Annotated in this window: 17 protein-coding genes; 13 read left to right on the plus strand and 4 right to left on the minus strand. The window is 71.7% G+C overall.

All coding sequences use genetic code 11. The annotated features are described in order from the left end of the window. Window positions 1–70 precede the first annotated feature (70 nt). Together CC117_RS04560 and CC117_RS04565 are read left to right on the plus strand one after the other, a co-directional pair. Window positions 71–1,045, plus strand: a complete 975-nt coding sequence (locus CC117_RS04560) for a lysophospholipid acyltransferase family protein (protein WP_241829841.1) — start codon at window positions 71–73, stop codon at window positions 1,043–1,045. Next, complete coding sequence (locus CC117_RS04565; protein ID WP_198541732.1) at window positions 1,042–2,049, plus strand: NAD(P)H-dependent glycerol-3-phosphate dehydrogenase; 1,008 nt, start codon at window positions 1,042–1,044, stop codon at window positions 2,047–2,049. Before CC117_RS04560 ends, CC117_RS04565 begins: the two co-directional genes overlap by 4 nt. 25 nt (window positions 2,050–2,074) lie before the next feature. Here the strand turns inward: CC117_RS04565 and murA are convergent, their stop codons facing one another. Next, the gene (gene murA, locus CC117_RS04570) at window positions 2,075–3,421 is read right to left on the minus strand and encodes a UDP-N-acetylglucosamine 1-carboxyvinyltransferase (RefSeq protein ID WP_071082504.1); all 1,347 of its coding nucleotides are present in this window, start codon (window positions 3,419–3,421) and stop codon (window positions 2,075–2,077) included. A 282-nt stretch (window positions 3,422–3,703) separates the two neighbouring features. Next, window positions 3,704–4,519, minus strand: a complete 816-nt coding sequence (gene thiD, locus CC117_RS04575) for a bifunctional hydroxymethylpyrimidine kinase/phosphomethylpyrimidine kinase (RefSeq protein WP_071082505.1) — start codon at window positions 4,517–4,519, stop codon at window positions 3,704–3,706. A gap of 209 nt (window positions 4,520–4,728) precedes the next feature. Here thiD and CC117_RS04580 point away from each other — a divergent pair, with 209 nt between their 5' ends. Beyond that, the gene (locus tag CC117_RS04580; protein ID WP_018640576.1) at window positions 4,729–4,962 is read left to right on the plus strand and encodes an Lrp/AsnC family transcriptional regulator; all 234 of its coding nucleotides are present in this window, start codon (window positions 4,729–4,731) and stop codon (window positions 4,960–4,962) included. Window positions 4,963–5,035: 73 nt separating this feature from the next. After that, window positions 5,036–5,536, plus strand: a complete 501-nt coding sequence (locus CC117_RS04585; protein WP_084131529.1) for a DUF3515 family protein — start codon at window positions 5,036–5,038, stop codon at window positions 5,534–5,536. A 71-nt stretch (window positions 5,537–5,607) separates the two neighbouring features. Here the strand turns inward: CC117_RS04585 and CC117_RS04590 are convergent, their stop codons facing one another. Further along, window positions 5,608–6,711, minus strand: a complete 1,104-nt coding sequence (locus CC117_RS04590) for a D-alanine--D-alanine ligase family protein (protein WP_071082506.1) — start codon at window positions 6,709–6,711, stop codon at window positions 5,608–5,610. A gap of 140 nt (window positions 6,712–6,851) precedes the next feature. After that, window positions 6,852–7,040: a 50S ribosomal protein L28 gene (rpmB, locus tag CC117_RS04595; protein ID WP_026311627.1), complete on the minus strand. Its 189-nt coding sequence runs from the start codon at window positions 7,038–7,040 to the stop codon at window positions 6,852–6,854. A gap of 218 nt (window positions 7,041–7,258) precedes the next feature. On the opposite strand from rpmB, the gene CC117_RS04600 reads away from it, so the two are divergent. From CC117_RS04600 to mutM, 9 genes are all read left to right on the plus strand, one after another. Beyond that, window positions 7,259–9,556, plus strand: coding sequence for an ATP-dependent DNA helicase RecG (locus CC117_RS04600; RefSeq protein WP_198541733.1), 2,298 nt, complete (start codon window positions 7,259–7,261; stop codon window positions 9,554–9,556). 7 nt (window positions 9,557–9,563) lie between these two features. Continuing rightward, window positions 9,564–10,121, plus strand: coding sequence for a 16S rRNA (guanine(966)-N(2))-methyltransferase RsmD (rsmD, locus tag CC117_RS04605; protein WP_071082507.1), 558 nt, complete (start codon window positions 9,564–9,566; stop codon window positions 10,119–10,121). Beyond that, the gene (gene coaD, locus CC117_RS04610) at window positions 10,118–10,606 is read left to right on the plus strand and encodes a pantetheine-phosphate adenylyltransferase (RefSeq protein ID WP_071082508.1); all 489 of its coding nucleotides are present in this window, start codon (window positions 10,118–10,120) and stop codon (window positions 10,604–10,606) included. Before rsmD ends, coaD begins: the two co-directional genes overlap by 4 nt. A gap of 222 nt (window positions 10,607–10,828) precedes the next feature. Beyond that, the gene (locus CC117_RS04615) at window positions 10,829–11,692 is read left to right on the plus strand and encodes an ATP synthase F0 subunit B (protein WP_071082509.1); all 864 of its coding nucleotides are present in this window, start codon (window positions 10,829–10,831) and stop codon (window positions 11,690–11,692) included. Between the two features lie 222 nt (window positions 11,693–11,914). Next, window positions 11,915–12,499, plus strand: coding sequence for a YceD family protein (locus CC117_RS04620; protein WP_071082510.1), 585 nt, complete (start codon window positions 11,915–11,917; stop codon window positions 12,497–12,499). Beyond that, complete coding sequence (gene rpmF / locus CC117_RS04625) at window positions 12,499–12,669, plus strand: 50S ribosomal protein L32 (RefSeq protein ID WP_018640585.1); 171 nt, start codon at window positions 12,499–12,501, stop codon at window positions 12,667–12,669. Before CC117_RS04620 ends, rpmF begins: the two co-directional genes overlap by 1 nt. Window positions 12,670–12,676: 7 nt before the next feature. After that, window positions 12,677–13,666 (plus strand): phosphate starvation-inducible protein PhoH, encoded by a 990-nt coding sequence (locus tag CC117_RS04630; protein ID WP_071082511.1) that lies wholly within the window; start codon window positions 12,677–12,679, stop codon window positions 13,664–13,666. Next, on the plus strand, window positions 13,666–14,496 hold the full coding sequence (gene rnc, locus CC117_RS04635; RefSeq protein ID WP_071082512.1) for a ribonuclease III: 831 nt from the start codon (window positions 13,666–13,668) through the stop codon (window positions 14,494–14,496). The genes CC117_RS04630 and rnc overlap by 1 nt, the downstream gene beginning before the upstream one ends. Before the next feature lie 27 nt (window positions 14,497–14,523). Continuing rightward, window positions 14,524–15,429: a bifunctional DNA-formamidopyrimidine glycosylase/DNA-(apurinic or apyrimidinic site) lyase gene (mutM, locus tag CC117_RS04640; protein WP_071082513.1), complete on the plus strand. Its 906-nt coding sequence runs from the start codon at window positions 14,524–14,526 to the stop codon at window positions 15,427–15,429. Window positions 15,430–15,495 lie beyond the last annotated feature (66 nt).

The raw sequence follows: 15,495 nt of genomic DNA on the forward strand, positions 1-15,495 counted from the left end.
ACATGTCGTGCGATGGCGGGACGAAGGCGAACTCGACAGCGTTCCCGGCACTGAGCAAGACTGCGCGTTCATGAGACGACCGTGGCGGGGAGGTTTCTGGATCGCGTTCGCCGCGGCCGTCATCCGGCCGCTGTCGTGGCTGCTGACCCGACGGCGCTGGTCGGGCCAGGAGAACATCCCCGGGTCGGGGGGCGTCATCCTGGTCGCGAACCACCTCTCGACAGTGGACCCACCCCTGCTCGCGCACTATGTGTACGCCACCGGGCGTAATCCCCGGTTCATGGCGACGAGCGACCTGTGGGAGGTTCCGATCCTGCGCCATGTGCTGGCCGGTGCCGGCCAGATCCCGGTACACCGCCGGGATCCCAGTGCCCAGGAGGCGTTGCGCGACGCGATCGCGTCGCTGCGGGCCGGGCGGGCCCTGGTCATCTATCCCGAGGGTGGGATCACCACCGACCCGGACTACTGGCCGAGGCAGGCACGCACCGGCGTGGCGCGGCTCGCCCTCGCGACCGGGGCGCCGGTGATTCCGGTGGCCCAGTGGGGCGCCCAGCGCATCTGGGGGCGGGAGCGCCGGCTGCGGCTGTTCGCCCGCCCCGAGATCCGGATCCATGCCGGTCCGCCGGTCGACCTCTCCCGTTTCGCCGCGCGGGCGGAACCGCTGGTCAGGCCGACCGTGGCGACCGGCGGCGATCATCCGGCTGGTGGCGAGCACGGGTTCGGTGGCGAGCAGAGATCCGGCAGCGAGCAGAGATCCGGCAGCGAGCACGGGTCCGGCAGCGAGCACGGGTCCGGCGGACTGGCGCCGCTGTTGCGCGAGGTCACCGAGGCGGTGATGGCCGGGCTGACCGCGGAACTGGAGCGGATCCGCGGTGCAAGGCCGACCGTGATGCCCCGGCCGGGCCAGGAGGTCATCCCACCCCTGCAGGTGGCTCCGCCTGACGCCGCAGCCGGTACAGAGGCCGCAGCCGGTACAGAGGCCGGCGCCGCGTCCGGTACCGAGTCGGACGTGGGGTCGACGGCCCGCCCCGGAGGCGGCAGGTGAGGCGCGCGGCAGTGCTCACCGCCGGCTCCTGGGGCACCGTGTTCGCCAAGGTGCTCGGGGACGCCGGTGCCCGGGTCACGCTGGTCGCCCGTGACCCGGAGATCGCGGACGCGATCAACGCCCGCCACGTGAACCCCCGGTACCTCGCGAACGTCCGGCTGCCCGACCTCGTCCGTGCCACGGTCCGTCCCGAGCAGGCACTGCCCGGTGCCGACCTGGTGGTGCTGGCGGTGCCGTCACACGCGCTGCGGGCCTGTCTGACCGACTGGGCGCCGCTGGTGGGCTCCCAGGCCGTCTACGTCAGCCTGATGAAGGGGATCGAGGCCGGCAGCAGCCGGCGGATGAGCGAGGTGATCGCGCAGACCGCCGGGGTYGGGCCGGAGCGCATCGCGGTCGTCAGCGGGCCGAACCTGGCCCGCGAGATCGCGGCCGAACATCCCGCCGCCACCGTGATCGCCAGCGCCTCGACGTCCACCGCGCACGCTGTGCAGGCTGCCTGCTGGACGCCCTACCTACGGCCCTACACCAACGGTGACGTCGTCGGATGCGAGCTCGGCGGGGCGGTGAAGAACGTCATCGCGCTCGCCGCCGGGATGCTGGAAGGCATGGGCTTCGGCACCAACAGCCAGGCCTCGCTGATCACCCGCGGGCTGGCCGAGACCACCAGGCTCGGCGCCGCGCTGGGCGCCGAGCCGATGACGTTCGCCGGCCTGGCCGGGCTCGGTGACCTGGTGGCCACCTGCGGCTCCCCGCTGTCACGGAACCGGACGTTCGGCGAGAAGCTGGGCCGTGGCATGACCCTGGACCAGGTGCTCGCGCAGCAGCACCAGGTCGCCGAGGGGGTCCGCTCCTGCCGGCCGCTGCTCGCCCTCGCCGAGCGCCTCGGCGTGTCGATGCCCATCACTCGACAGGTCGAGAGGGTGCTTTACGAGGGCCTGCCGCCGCTGGAGGCGGTCAAGGACCTGATGAGCCGCGAGCCCGGCCCGGAGTACCGCACCCCCTGACCGCGGGGGAGTCGGCCGGCGGCGTTCAGCCGGCCGCGGGGGCGCCTGCCGGGCGGGTCTCGATCAGCGCACCGATCGACCGGAGCTTGCCGACCGGGTCCTCGTAGCCGCGCTCCAGGAAACGGGTGCCGCGGATCAGGCTGGATCCCTCCGCGATGAGCGCGGCCATCACGTAGGCGAAGCCGGCCCGCAGGTCGGGAATCTCCAGGTCCGTGCCACGCAGCGGGGTGGGCCCGCTGACGACGGCCGAGTGCTCGAAGTCGCGGGAGGCGAACCGGCATCCCTTGCCGCCGAGGCAGATCGTCGACAGTGCGATGTCCGCGCCCATCTCGTTGAGCTGGCGGGTGTAGCCGAACCGGTCCTCGTAGATCGTCTCGTGGATCACCGACACGCCCTTGGCCTGGGTGAGCAGGACCGTCAGCGGCTGTTGCCAGTCGGTCATGTAACCCGGGTGGACGTCGGTCTGGACGTGGGTCGCGGTGAGCTCGCGCGCCCGCCGGAACGTCAGGCCGTGCGGGCTGACCTCGAACTCGCCGCCGAGCCGGCGCAGGTGGTTGAGGAAGGTGGCGACATGCTCCTGGCGGGCGCCGACGACGTCCACCCGGCCGTTCGTCGCGACCGCCGCCGCGGCGAACGAGGCGACCTCGATCCGGTCGGGGATCGGCGCGTGCGTCGCCCCGTGCAGGGCCTCGACGCCCTGTACGACGATTGTGCGGTCGACCTCGACGTCGACCAGCGCGCCCATCTGCTGCAGGAACAGGATGAGGTCGATGACCTCGGGCTCCACCGCGGCGTTGGAGATCACCGTGGTGCCCTTGGCGCGGACGGCCGCGAGCAGCAGGTTCTCGGTCGCTCCGACGCTCGGGAACGGCAGCGTCACGTGCGCCCCGTGCAGACCCAGCGTCTTGACCTCGACCGAGCGCAGCTGCTCAGTGATCTCGGCGCCCATCGCGCGCAGCCCGCGCAGGTGGAAGTCGACCGGGCGCTTGCCGATCCGGCACCCGCCGGGCAGGGGGACGACCGCCTCGCCGACCCGGTGCAGCAGCGGGCCCATCATCAGGATGGGGATCCGGTTGACCCCGGAGTAGGCCTCGGCGAGCGACGCGTCGACGATCCGCGGCGTCGCGACCCGCACCGTGTGCGCGTCCAGCCACTCGACCTGGGTGCCCAGCTCGGCGAGCATGCCGAGCACGACGTCCACCTCGACGATGCGCGGCACCTTGGTCAGGGTGCACGGCTCGGGGGTGAGCAGGGTGGCGACGAGCAGCTTCGTGACCGAGTTCTTCGCCCCGGAGACCTCGACGGACCCGGTCAGCGGCGCGCCACCGACGATCGTGTACCAGTGCTGGTCAGCGCCCGGGGGAGTGATCATGCCGGTACTGGTTTCCCTCACGGGCTGCCTCCACGACGGTGGGTCGATTGCGCCAGGGTTTGAGATGCGTCACATCGCATGGTGCGTCCGGGCCCGCTGTGCGAGCGCTCCAGCTGCGGCCGGGGAGATTCAATCAGACGCCCGGATCGGCTCCGCGAGGCCCACGGGCGTGCCTGCTGGACGTTGCTTCGAAAGTGTGTTCGAATCTCGCGGTGTGAGAACATCAGCTTCCGTCAACGGCAGGCCAGCGGGTCCACCGAGTTTCGGGCCAGGTGTGCCGGGTCAGGTGTGCCGGGTCAGGTGTGYGTGGTCCACCGGGCCGATGCCGGCGCCCAGGGGGAACCCCGCGGCGATCGCACCGGTCACGTATCTCTTGGCGGCCCGCACCGCCGTCGGGACGTCGGCCCCGCGCGCCAGGTGGGCGGCGATGGCGGAGGCGAGGGTGCAGCCCGTCCCGTGGGTGTGGATGCACTGCAGCCGAGTCGAGCGTAGCCAGACGTCGCGCGAGCCGTCAGTGAGCAGGTCCACGGCGTCGCCGGCCAGGTGACCGCCCTTGACGAGGGCCCAGGTAGGGCCGAAGGCGAGCAGGGCCTCGGCGGCCCGGCGCATCGTGGTCTCGCTGTGAACATCCACACCGGTCAGCAGACGCACCTCGTCCAGGTTCGGTGTGACGACGGTGGCGTGGGGAAGGAGTTCGGAGCGAACCACCTCCACCGCGTCGGCAGCCAGCAGCGGGTCACCGTGCTTGGAGACGCCGACCGGGTCGACGACGCTGGGCACCCCGAGTGTGGCCAGCTCGCGTGCCACGGTCTCGACGAGCGCCGCGGACGAGAGCATGCCCGTCTTGACGGCGTCCAGGCCGATGTCGTCGGCGACGGCGCGGATCTGGGCGCGTACCGCCTCGGGTGGCAGGTCCCAGACGCCGTGTACGCCCACCGAGTTCTGTGCGGTGACCGACACAACTGCGCTCATCCCGTGCACGCCGAGTGCGAGCATCGTCTTCAGGTCCGCCTGGATGCCGGCGCCGCCACCGGAATCAGAGCCGGCGACGGTCAGCACCCGCGGCGGGGCGGGCACCCGCCGTACTGATGGGGTCATGCGTGGGGATCCTCACAGTGCGGGTGGGAGCGGGGTGGGAGGCCGCCAAAGGCCGAGTTCATCGCCGGTGGGGCGCGGTTCCTCCGCGTCAGTTGGGCGATCAGAGCAAATTCCTCGCCTCAGACCCTCTCATCCGGCCCGTTTGCCTGTTACCTTCTGTCAGCCCGTGTCTGCTCGACGGGCTGTCGACGTCCGACGAGGGAGCGTCTGTGGTACACGCGTATATCCTTATCCAGACCGAGGTCGGCAAGTCGGCATCGGTGGCCAAGGAGATCGAGCAGATCCCGGGGGTCACCCAGGCCGAAGATGTGACCGGCCCGTATGACGTCATCGTGCGTGCACAGGCGTCAAGCGTCGATGACCTGGGCAAGCTCGTGATGTCCCGGGTCCAGGCCGTGGACGGCATCACCCGCACCCTGACCTGTCCCGTGGTCCACTTCTGACGGCGGGCTACTGAACGTCATCACGGGAGGCGACGGCGTCGTGCGCCGGTGTGGGTCGCTGGGGCAGCGTGGGGTGCGAGGCGAAGGAACCGGCGCGAGGTGGAGGGGGCGGTCGCCGTCCTACCTTGCCGGGTTCGTCTGTCTCGCGGCGGCGTCGCTCACCGCCTGCGGCGGGCCCGGCCCGGTGTCGATCACCGGAGTGCCCACCCCGGCGGYTGAGGAGCAGGCTGCCTGTTCGGCGCTGACTGGCGCCCTGCCCGGCTCGCTGGGCAAGGGCCTCGGTCGCCGAGAGGTGGAGCCTCCCGTCGCCACAGCGGCCGCGTTCGGCCCGGATCCGGTCGTTCTCACCTGCGGTGCCTCGGGTGTCGCGGCCGGGTACCAGCCGACCTCACTGCTCTCCGAGGTCGACGGGGTCGGCTGGTTCTCGGAGGACGTCGGTGACCGGATCCGGTACTCGACCCCGACCAGGGTGCCCCAGGTCGTCGTCACCCTGCCGGCGGACCGGCAGGCCTTCGAGGTCCTGGTGGCGCTGGCTGCCGCCGTCAGCGCGCACACCCGCGCCACCACGGCCTGACCAGGCGGGGCCGCCCGCGCCCTTGCCCGGGCTGGCCATGATTCCTCCTGCCACGCCGGCGGCGCGCGTGGTCAGCGCAGACCAGCGCCGTCGCGCAGGGCCAGCTGGATGAGACGGTCCACCAGCGGCCCGTACTCGAGGCCACTGGCCGCCCACATCCGCGGGAACATCGACATCGGGGTGAATCCCGGCATCGTGTTCACCTCGTTGAGGACGATCTGCCCGGCGGGGGTGACGAACATGTCCACCCGTGCCAGCCCCGCACAGTCGAGCGCCTCGAACGCAGCGACAGCCGTCGCACGCACCCGTTCGGTCATCGCGGCCGGCAGGGCGGCCGGCACGTCGAAGCGGGCACCGTCGGAGACGTACTTCGCCTCGAAATCGTAGAAGCCGGCGGACGACGTCACCATGACCTCGGCCGGTGCGCTGGCCTCCGGCCCCGAGCCGTCCAGGCGGTCCAGCACACCGCACTCGATCTCCCGGCCCACGACCGCCGCTTCGACGAGCACCTTGGGGTCACTGGCGCGGGCCGCCTTCAGCGCGGTGTCCAGGTCGGCCCAGGCGTCGACCCGGCTGATCCCGATGCTGGAGCCCCCGCGCGCGGGCTTGACGAAGACCGGCAGCCCGAGCCGGTCGCGGTCCTCCTCGGTGAGGCGCTGTTCCGGCCGCAGCACGCTGTAGGGACCGACCGGAAGCCCGGCGCTGGCCAGGATGCGCTTCATGTGGTGCTTGTCCATGGCCGCGGCGCTCGCGAACACGCCGGAGCCGACATAGGGCAGCCCGCTCATCTCCAGCAGACCCTGAATGGTGCCGTCCTCGCCGAACGGTCCGTGCAGGAGAGGGAAGACCACGTCGATGGGGCCCAGGTCCCGCAGGGTGGCCACCGGGTCACGAACCAGCAGGCGGGCGGTGGTCGGATCCGGCGGAAGAGTCACGCCAAGACCAGCCGCCGCGTCGACGGTGGGGAGGTCGGCACTCGCCGCGGTGAGGGTGGGGCTGTCGTCGGGCACGACGACCCAACGGCCCTCGATATCGATACCAACCGGGATCACGTCATAACGGGACCGGTCCAGAGCCCGCAGGACTCCGCCGGCTGACACGCACGAGATCGCGTGCTCCGAACTGCGCCCGCCGAACAGAAGAACGAGCCGAGTCCTGCGCGTGGAGGCTCCCATGCCGGGACAGTAGCCRATGACTGCCTGCCCGGCGCTACGGGGCCCGTGCGACCGGCCCGGGGTTGCACCAGTCCGGCGAGGACGCCCTCACGGGGCTCCTGGGCCCCGGCTGGCCAGCCGATCAGACTGACCGGTGCAGGTCAGCCGCGGCTGACCTTGCCCGCCTTCAGGCAGGACGTGCACACGTTGAGCCGCTTGGGTGTCCGGCCGACCATGGCGCGGACGGTCTGGATGTTGGGGTTCCAGCGACGGCGGGTGCGCCGGTGGGAGTGGGAGACCGACATGCCGAAGCCCGGCCCCTTGCCGCAGACGTCACACACCGAAGACACGAGAACACTCCGTCAATAGCGATTGGGTCAATAGCGATGGCCGGGAATCGCCGGCCGCTCTAGCCTGTAGTCGACTGCGAGGCTACCCTAGCAACGCCCGATCACGACGGGCCGGCCCGCGCGGGCCGATGCCCTGTGCCGCTCCGAGCCCGGCGGGCCACGCTCCGGTGCCGTGAAGGTGGCTGGGGCGGCGGGAACTGTCGGTGGCCAGGTGCACTATGCATGGTGTGCTCGATCTCGACTCGCCGCTGAAGGGGCCTCTCGGTGCCCGCTCCRCTGCGCTTCTCGCCAGCGAGCTGGATCTGCTGACGATCGGTGATCTCCTCAACCATCTTCCCCGGCGTTATCACGAGCGCGGCGAGCTCACCGACCTGAACGAGCTCGTGGTAGGTGAGATCGCCACGGTCCAGGCGCGGGTCACGAAGGTCGTCGTGCACAAGGCCCGGCGTGACCCGTCCGAGCGGGCGCGCCGGCGGGAGAACGGCCGGCTGGAGATCACCGTCACCGACGGCAACGGCCATCTCTCTCTGGTCTTCTTCAACCAGCAGTGGCGAGCCAAGGCGCTCGTCCCCGGAACGACCGCGATGTTCGCGGGCAAGGTCGCCGAGTTCCGGGGCCGCCGCCAGCTCATCCATCCCGAGGTGCACCTGCTCGACGGCCCCGCCGATCCGGACGAACCCGGCGGCGAGCGGGGCGGCGATGGCGGAGCCGAAGCCAGCGCGGCCGGCGAGCGGCCGGTCGACTTCGCCGGCTCGCTGGTCCCGATCTATCCGGCCACGGCCAAGGTAGCGAGCTGGACCATCGTCCACTGCCTGCGGCTGGTCTTCGACTCGCTCGGCGAGATCGACGATCCGCTGCCGGGCCCGGTGCGTGCCCGGCACCGGCTGGTCGGGCTTCGGCGGGCCTACGAGCTCGTCCACCGGCCCGCCTCGCGGGCTGAGGTGGCCGCCGCCCGCGTCCGACTCAAGTGGGACGAGGCCATGGTGGTCCAGGTGGCCCTGGCCCGCCGCCGTCGCCAGGCGGAGCTGGTCGCGACCGAGGCCCGGCCGGGCCGCGCCGGCGGGCTGCGTGACGCCTTCGACGCCGGGCTGCCCTACGACCTCACCGAAGGCCAGCACTCGGTCGGCGAGACCATCGACGCGGAGATGGCCAAGGCCTACCCCATGCACCGGCTGCTGCAGGGCGAGGTCGGTTCGGGCAAGACCGTCGTCGCTGTGCGAGCGATGCTGACAGCAGTCGACTCGGGCGGCCAGGCGGCGCTGCTGGCACCCACCGAGACGCTCGCGTCCCAGCATCACCGCAGCCTGCTCGCCCTGCTCGGTGACCGGGCCCGCGCCGGCGAACTCGGCGTGGACGGCCCGGCGACCCGGATCGCGCTGCTGACCGGATCGATGCCCGCGCGGGCCCGGCGCGAGGCGCTCGCCGCGCTCGCCGCCGGCAGCGTGGGCCTCGTCGTCGGCACCCATGCGCTGCTCGGCGTGGACGTCACCTTTCACGACCTCGCGCTGGTCGTGGTCGACGAGCAGCACCGGTTCGGGGTGGAACAGCGCGACGAGCTGCGCTCCCGCGGCCGCCGGCCTCCCCATCTGCTGGTCATGACCGCCACGCCCATCCCGCGCACGGTCGCGATGACGGTCTTCGGCGACCTCGAGGTCTCCGTGCTGGACCAGCTCCCGGCCGGCCGGTCCCCGATCTCGACGTTCGTCGTCCCCGAGGTGAACACGGTGCTGATGACACGGATGTGGGGGCGCGTGCGGGAGGAGGTCGCCGCCGGGCACCAGGCGTACGTGGTGTGCCCGCGGATCGGCGAGGGAACGGACGACGCCGCGGAGGCGGCGTCGTCCGGCCCGCGGGGCGCCGCCGCCGAGCACGGTGCCGCCGAGCACGGTGCCGCCGGCGAGCGGGTCGGCGCGACAGTCGCCGAGACGCTGCCCCGGCTGGCAGCGGGGGAGCTCGCCGGCCTGCGGGTCGAGGGCCTGCACGGGCGGATGCCGGCAGCGGCCCGGGAGGACGTGATGACCCGCTTCGCCGCGGGCCAGGTCGACGTGCTGGTGGCGACCACCGTCATCGAGGTCGGCGTCGACGTCCCGAACGCCACCGTGATGATCGTGCTGGACGCTGACTGGTTCGGTGTGTCCCAGCTTCACCAGCTCCGCGGGCGGGTCGGGCGTGGCCGGGCTCCCGGCGTCTGTCTGCTGCAGACCTGCGTCGAGGCGGCGGCGCCGGCCGCCGAACGGCTGCGCGCCGTCGCCTCGACCACGGATGGTGCTCAGCTGGCGCTGCTCGACCTGGCACAACGCCGGGAGGGCGACGTCCTGGGCGCCGCCCAGTCGGGCGGCCGCCGGTCCCTGCGCCTGCTGGAGCTGCTGCGGGACGAGGACCTCATTCTCGCCGCACGCGAGGAAGCCGCGACGATCGTCGCCGAGGATCCCGAGCTCCGGTCGCTCCCGGTGCTGCGCCGTCAGCTCGCCGACGCGCTGGACGAGACGAGTATGGCCTTCCTGGAGAAGGGTTGACCCGGCAGTGACGCGGATCGTGGGTGGGCGGGCCGGCGGACGGCGCCTGGTCGTGCCACCGGGCGGCACGACGAGACCGACGTCCGACCGGACGAGGGAGGGCCTGTTCAACACCCTCGCGACCCTGATCGACCTGACTGGTGCCCGGGTGGCGGATCTCTACGCGGGCTCCGGTGCGGTCGGCCTCGAGGCGTTGTCCCGCGGAGCGGCCCACGTCCTGCTGGTCGACAGGGACCCAGGCGTCGTACGGGTCCTGCGCCGCAATGTCGAGGCGCTCGGGCTGCCCGGCGCCGAGGTGGTCCGCTCGCCGGTCACACGGGTGGTGGAGGTCGATCCGGCCGAGCCGTACGACGTCGTCTTCCTCGACCCGCCGTACGCCCTTCCCGACGCCGAGGTCGACGTCGTGCTGAGGCGGCTGGCCAGTGGCGGGTGGCTGGCGGGAGGCGGTGTCTGCGTGGTCGAGCGGGCAGCCCGGGGGGCGCCCGTGACCTGGCCCGACGGGATTGTCGCGCTCCGTGAGCGCAGGTACGGAGAGGGTGTCCTCTGGTACGGTAATCGATCATGAGGAGGGCAGTCTGTCCTGGATCGTTCGACCCCATCACCAATGGTCACCTCGACATCATCGTCAGGGCCAGCAGGCTCTTTGACGAGGTCGTCGTCGCCGTTGGGATCAACAAGACGAAGGCCACCCTGTTCACGATCGACGAGCGGATGGATTTCATCCGGCAGGCGGTGCGAAGTCATCCCGACTCGCCCTCCAACGTCGTCGTGGACACGTCGCACGGCCTGCTGGTCGACTTCTGCCGCGTGCGGGGGGTCCAGTCCATCGTCAAGGGCCTGCGTGCGGTGAGCGACTTCGACTACGAGCTCCAGATGGCGCAGATGAACAACTCGCTGGCGGGGGTGGAGACGCTGTTCATGAGCACCAACCCGCAGTACGCGTTCCTCTCGTCGAGTCTGGTGAAGGAGGTCGCGCGCTACGGCGGCGACGTCTCGGGCCTGGTGCCGGACGTCGTGCTCAAGGGACTGCGCGACCGCTCGGCCTCGTGACCACCCGCCCTCGGAGTCCGGTCACCCATCCGGTCCGCGGTGCCCGTCGCGGACCGGATGGTCTGCCGTTTGCCAGGTGCCGCATCCGCGAGGTACCTGCGAGCCGTAGTGGGAGCGTCGCGTTGCGTTGATTTCGGGCTTCTGTATCTCCGTGGTCGATCCACGTGCGTTAGCGGAGTGTCGCTACCGGGTGCCCTGGCGGCCGGTCGTAACCTACCGGTCATGGACGATCTCGCTGAGCGCCTCGATCTGATCATCGCCCTGGTCGAGGGTGCGCGGGCGATGCCACTGTCGGCGTCCTGCGTGCTCAACCGGGCCGAGATGCTGGAGGCTCTGGAGGATCTACGGGCCCGACTGCCCGAGCGGCTCGCTGACGCCGACCGGATCCTGGCGGACAGCGAGGCGATCATCGATGACGCGCACCGCCAGGCCTCGGCCATCGTCGCTGACGGCCGTCGGGAGGGCGCCCGCCTTGCCTCGGGCAGCGCCGTCGTGGTCCAGGCCCAGTCGGATGCGGCGTCGATCATGGCTGCCGCCCGTCGGGAGTCCGAGGACATGCGCAGCCAGATCGACTCCTACGTCGACGGGAAGCTCGCCGGCTTCGAGGAGCTGCTCGACCGCACGCTCACCTCGGTGACGCGGGGGCGGGAGCGCCTCGCCTCACGGGCGGCGATGGCCAGTGCAGCCGGTGCTCCCGGCATGGTTGGGTCGGCCGACCCAACCGGAGCCGAAATGGGCATGGGTGGGGCGCGTCCGGGTGCGGGCGGGGCCGGACCGGCCGGCGGCTGGGCCGGTGGCGATCAGCACGTGATGGTTCCCCGGCAGGGGGAGCCCGGGGGCTATGGGCCCGTCGGCCATGGACCGGCCGGCGAGCTGGAGGAGCCGGCCCGCGTCGACGCGGCAGGTGTCGACGCCGGCGGGTCCAGGGACGCCGTCGGCAGGGCCGGCGCAGTCGGGAGGACCGGCAGGGCGCCGGAGGTCGCGCTCTCCCGGAGCGGGGAGCAGTGGGGCGGGATGCCGGCGGCACGCGGCGGCATGACGGGTCATGTCCGGCTGACGTCGGGTGCCGGAGCGCCGATCGGATAGGCTGGTCGTCCGTGCCCGGTGACGTGGGTGCGCACTCCCGTCCGGATCCGGCCTGTTCCATGCCGGCCCGGGCTGGCTGGCGGGTCCGCCGGCCGCTCGTCGCTGGCCTCCGCCGGCTGCCGGGAGGGGTGGGGCGGGCGATCTCCGATCGGTACGATCGGTTCCCTGCTCTCTGGTCAGTCCCGCAACGACCGCGACGTGAGAACATCTGCTGTGACAGCCATGACCACACAACGAGTACGTCGACGCGCCCCTCGGGGTCCCTACGTGCTTGACACCCGTGAACTCGGCCGCCGGCCGGGTTCGCTTCGCCGTGTCGAGACCACGATCGTCCAGCCGTCCGACTTCGGCACCGAGATGCTGCGGGTGCCCGCGGGCGCCACGGTGGCGCTCGACCTGAGGCTCGAGTCGGTCATGGAGGGAGTCCTGGTGAGCGGCGTCGTCACGGCGCCGCTGTCAGGGGAGTGCGGCCGCTGCCTGGATGAGGTCAGCGACACGGCATCCGTCGAGATCAGGGAACTGTTCTACTACCCCGACCGGGTGGTCGAGATCGAGGACGAGGACGACATCGGAGTCCTTGTCGACGATCATGCCGACATCGGGCCGGTGGTGCGTGACGCGATGGTGCTCAGCCTGCCGCTGTCACCGGTCTGCCGTCCGGACTGTGCCGGCCTGTGCGTCGACTGTGGCGTCCGCCTCGACGAGGTCGGCCCGGACCATTCCCACAACCGGCAGGATCCGAGGTGGGCGGCGCTGTCCGGCCTCGCCGCGGATCCCGCCACCACTGAGAACAAGGAGAAGGACTAGTGGCCGTCCCGAAGCGGCGCACCTCGCGCAGCAACACCCGGTCTCGTCGCGCGCAGTGGAAGGCCAAGGTGCCGACGCTGGCGAAGTGCGCCCGTGGGCATGTGATCCGCCCGCACAACGCGTGCCCGACCTGCGGTCGCTACAACGATCGTCAGGTGCTCGACGTCTGACGACAGTGTGGCGCGCATCGCAGTCGACCTGGTCGGTGAGGGTCTTCCCCCGGAAGGCGCCCTCGACGAGCTGATCACTGCGCTGGACGGTGATCCGCAGCTGACGCTGACCGTGGTGGCGCCCACGGGCGACGTCGAACCGGTGGCCGCCGCGCGGGGGCTTCTCACCGGTGGGCGCGTCCGGTTGGTCGACGCCCGGCGCGGCGTGGCACCGGGCCCGGACGCGCTACGTGAGGTTCGCGCCCGCCGCGACAGCGGCGTGCGGATCGCGGCCCGGCTCGTGCGGGATGGGCAGGCCGACGCGATGGTGTCGTTGGCGCCCCTGGAAGCCGTCCTGGCCGCGGCCAGATTCACCTTCGGTCTCGTCCCGGGGGCTACCAGGGCCGCTGCGGCTGTCACCCTCCATATCAGTCCTGCCGGCAGGCCGGTGATCCTGTGTGACGCCGGTGGTTCGGTTGACGTCACCGCCGATGAGCTCGCTCAGTTCGCCCTGGCCGGGGCCCGTCTCTCCCGGGCTCGGCACGGCGTCGACAGCCCGCGGGTCGGTCTGCTGTCGGCGCGTCCGGCGCTGCTCGACCCGCTGCGCCGCTCCGCCGGCGATCTGCTGGCCTCGCTCGGTGTCGACTTCGTCGGGCCGGTGACCGCCGACAGGCTCCTCACCGGGGCGGGAGCCGATGTCGTCGTCACCGACGGGTTCACCGGGGACGTCCTGCTCGCCGCGCTGGGGTCGTCTATCGGCGGGGCGCCGGACGAGCCGGGCCGAGCTCCGGGGCAGGCGGACACTTCGCAACCTCAGGGGGGAATGATCGTGCTGGGAGTGGACGGGACAGCCGTCCGGGTGGGTGACCTGCCCGTGGTCGGACCGGTGCCGCCGGGAGCGCTGCCCGCAGCCGTCGGTGCGGCGGTCGGTACGGTGCGCGCAGGGCTCGCCGGATCGGTCCGTGACGCCATGGCGACGCTCGTCGAGCGCCGCCGGGAGCTGGCGGGGCTGTCCTGATGAGCCGGGCGCAGTCGATTCCCCCGCCGCGGGAAGGGCTCGTCGAAGCGCTGCAGGTCGACGTCGATCCGGAGCTGCTCGACCGGGCGCTGACCCACCGGTCCTATGCCTACGRGAACGGCGGCCTGCCGACCAACGAGCGGCTGGAGTTCCTGGGCGACGCGGTCCTCGGGCTCATCGTGACCGCAGCGCTGTTCCGCCGCCACCCGGATCTGCCGGAGGGCCAGCTGGCGAAGCAGCGTGCCTCGGTGGTCAACATGCGCGCGCTCGCCGAGGTGGCACGGCGCCTCGGCCCGGCCGGAATCGGGCCGTACCTGCTGCTCGGCCGCGGCGAGGAGGCGACCGGCGGGCGGGACAAGCCCAGTATCCTCGCGGACACGCTGGAAGCCGTGATCGGCGCGGTCTACCTCTCGAACAGCCTCGACGTCGCCTCCGACTTCGTCCACCGGCTGTTCGACCCGCTGCTCGACGAGGCGGCCGGCCGCGGCGCGGGTCTGGACTGGAAGACCTCACTGCAGGAACAGACGGCGCTGCTCGGGCTCGGTCCGCCGGACTACGTGGTCACCGAGGCCGGCCCGGATCACGCGAAACGGTTCACGGCCTTCGCGCGGGTCGCCGGTGAGGTTCTCGGTGAGGGCGAGGGCGGTAGTAAGAAGGAGGCCGAGCAGCGGGCCGCGGCGACGGCCTTCGCCGTGCTGGAGAAGCGGTCGGCCGAGAGCGCTGGAGCCGAACTGCGCCAGGACGCAGAGCGCCCGGCAGACGCGGCCGGCGCCGGCACTGTCGACACTCCGGCCGGAGACGCAGGGGCCAGGGCGGGCGAGCCCCGATGATCGCTCCCACGGCGCGCGCCACCGGTGATGCCTGAACTTCCGGAAGTCGAGGTCGTCCGGCGCGGGCTGGAACGAGGGGTGGTCGGCCGGACGATCGCGCGGGTGGAGGTGCGTCACCCCCGGGCCGTCCGTCGCCACGCCGCCGGTGCCGATCACTTCGAGGCCACGCTGGCCGGGCGGACGATGGTCTCCGCGTCTCGCCGCGGCAAGTACCTGTGGCTGGGCCTCAGCCCGGCCGCCGCGGACGGCATGAGTGGCGTGAGCAGCGTGAACGAGGTGCACAACGCCGGCGAGGCGCTGCTGGGTCACCTCGGGATGAGCGGACAACTCCTCGTGGTCCCCGCGGACAGCCCGGATCAGGTTCATCTGCGCGTTCGTCTTCGCTTCACCGACGGCGGTCGTGAGCTGCGCTTCGTCGATCAGCGGACGTTCGGTGGCCTCTGTGTCGTCCCGGGTTCGGAGCTGCCGGTGACCATCTCCCACATAGCGCCAGATCCCCTTTCCGTCGAGTTCGACCCCGATCACTTCGTTGCCGCGCTGCGCCGGCGCCGGACCGGCCTCAAACGCGCGCTGCTCGACCAGACGCTGATCAGCGGTGTCGGCAACATCTACGCTGACGAGGCACTCTGGGCGGCCGGCCTGCACTATGCCCGCCCGACCGAATCGGTGACCCGGGTGGAGGCCACCCGCCTGCTTGAGGCCGTCCGCACGGTGATGACGGCAGCGCTTGCCGCGGGCGGGACGTCCTTCGACCGGCTGTACGTCTCGACCGAGGGCGTCAGCGGCCTGTTCGAGCGGTCCCTGACGGTCTATGGGCGCGGTGGCCAGGAGTGCTCGCGGTGCGGGGCGCTCATCCAGCGGGACGCGTTCATGAACCGTTCCAGCTTCACCTGCCCGGTGTGCCAACCGCGGCCACGCCGTGCGCGATGGTAGAATCGAACACACATTCGATTCAGYCTCGTTCATGGCCGTGACCGGGAGCTGACGGTGGAAGCCGGC

This window comes from Parafrankia colletiae, from assembly GCF_001854655.1.
GTDB lineage: Bacteria > Actinomycetota > Actinomycetes > Frankiales > Frankiaceae > Parafrankia > Parafrankia colletiae.

Bases quoted from the DNA above. Each gene is read 5' to 3' on its own strand.
- murA (WP_071082504.1), bottom strand. From the start codon at position 3,421: ATGATCACTCCCCCGGGCGCTGACCAGCACTGGTACACGATCGTCGGT.
- coaD (WP_071082508.1), top strand. From the start codon at position 10,118: ATGAGGAGGGCAGTCTGTCCTGGATCGTTCGACCCCATCACCAATGGT.
- CC117_RS04560 (WP_241829841.1), top strand. From the start codon at position 71: ATGAGACGACCGTGGCGGGGAGGTTTCTGGATCGCGTTCGCCGCGGCC.
- CC117_RS04615 (WP_071082509.1), top strand. From the start codon at position 10,829: ATGGACGATCTCGCTGAGCGCCTCGATCTGATCATCGCCCTGGTCGAG.
- CC117_RS04590 (WP_071082506.1), bottom strand. From the start codon at position 6,711: ATGGGAGCCTCCACGCGCAGGACTCGGCTCGTTCTTCTGTTCGGCGGG.
- mutM (WP_071082513.1), top strand. From the start codon at position 14,524: ATGCCTGAACTTCCGGAAGTCGAGGTCGTCCGGCGCGGGCTGGAACGA.
- CC117_RS04620 (WP_071082510.1), top strand. From the start codon at position 11,915: ATGACCACACAACGAGTACGTCGACGCGCCCCTCGGGGTCCCTACGTG.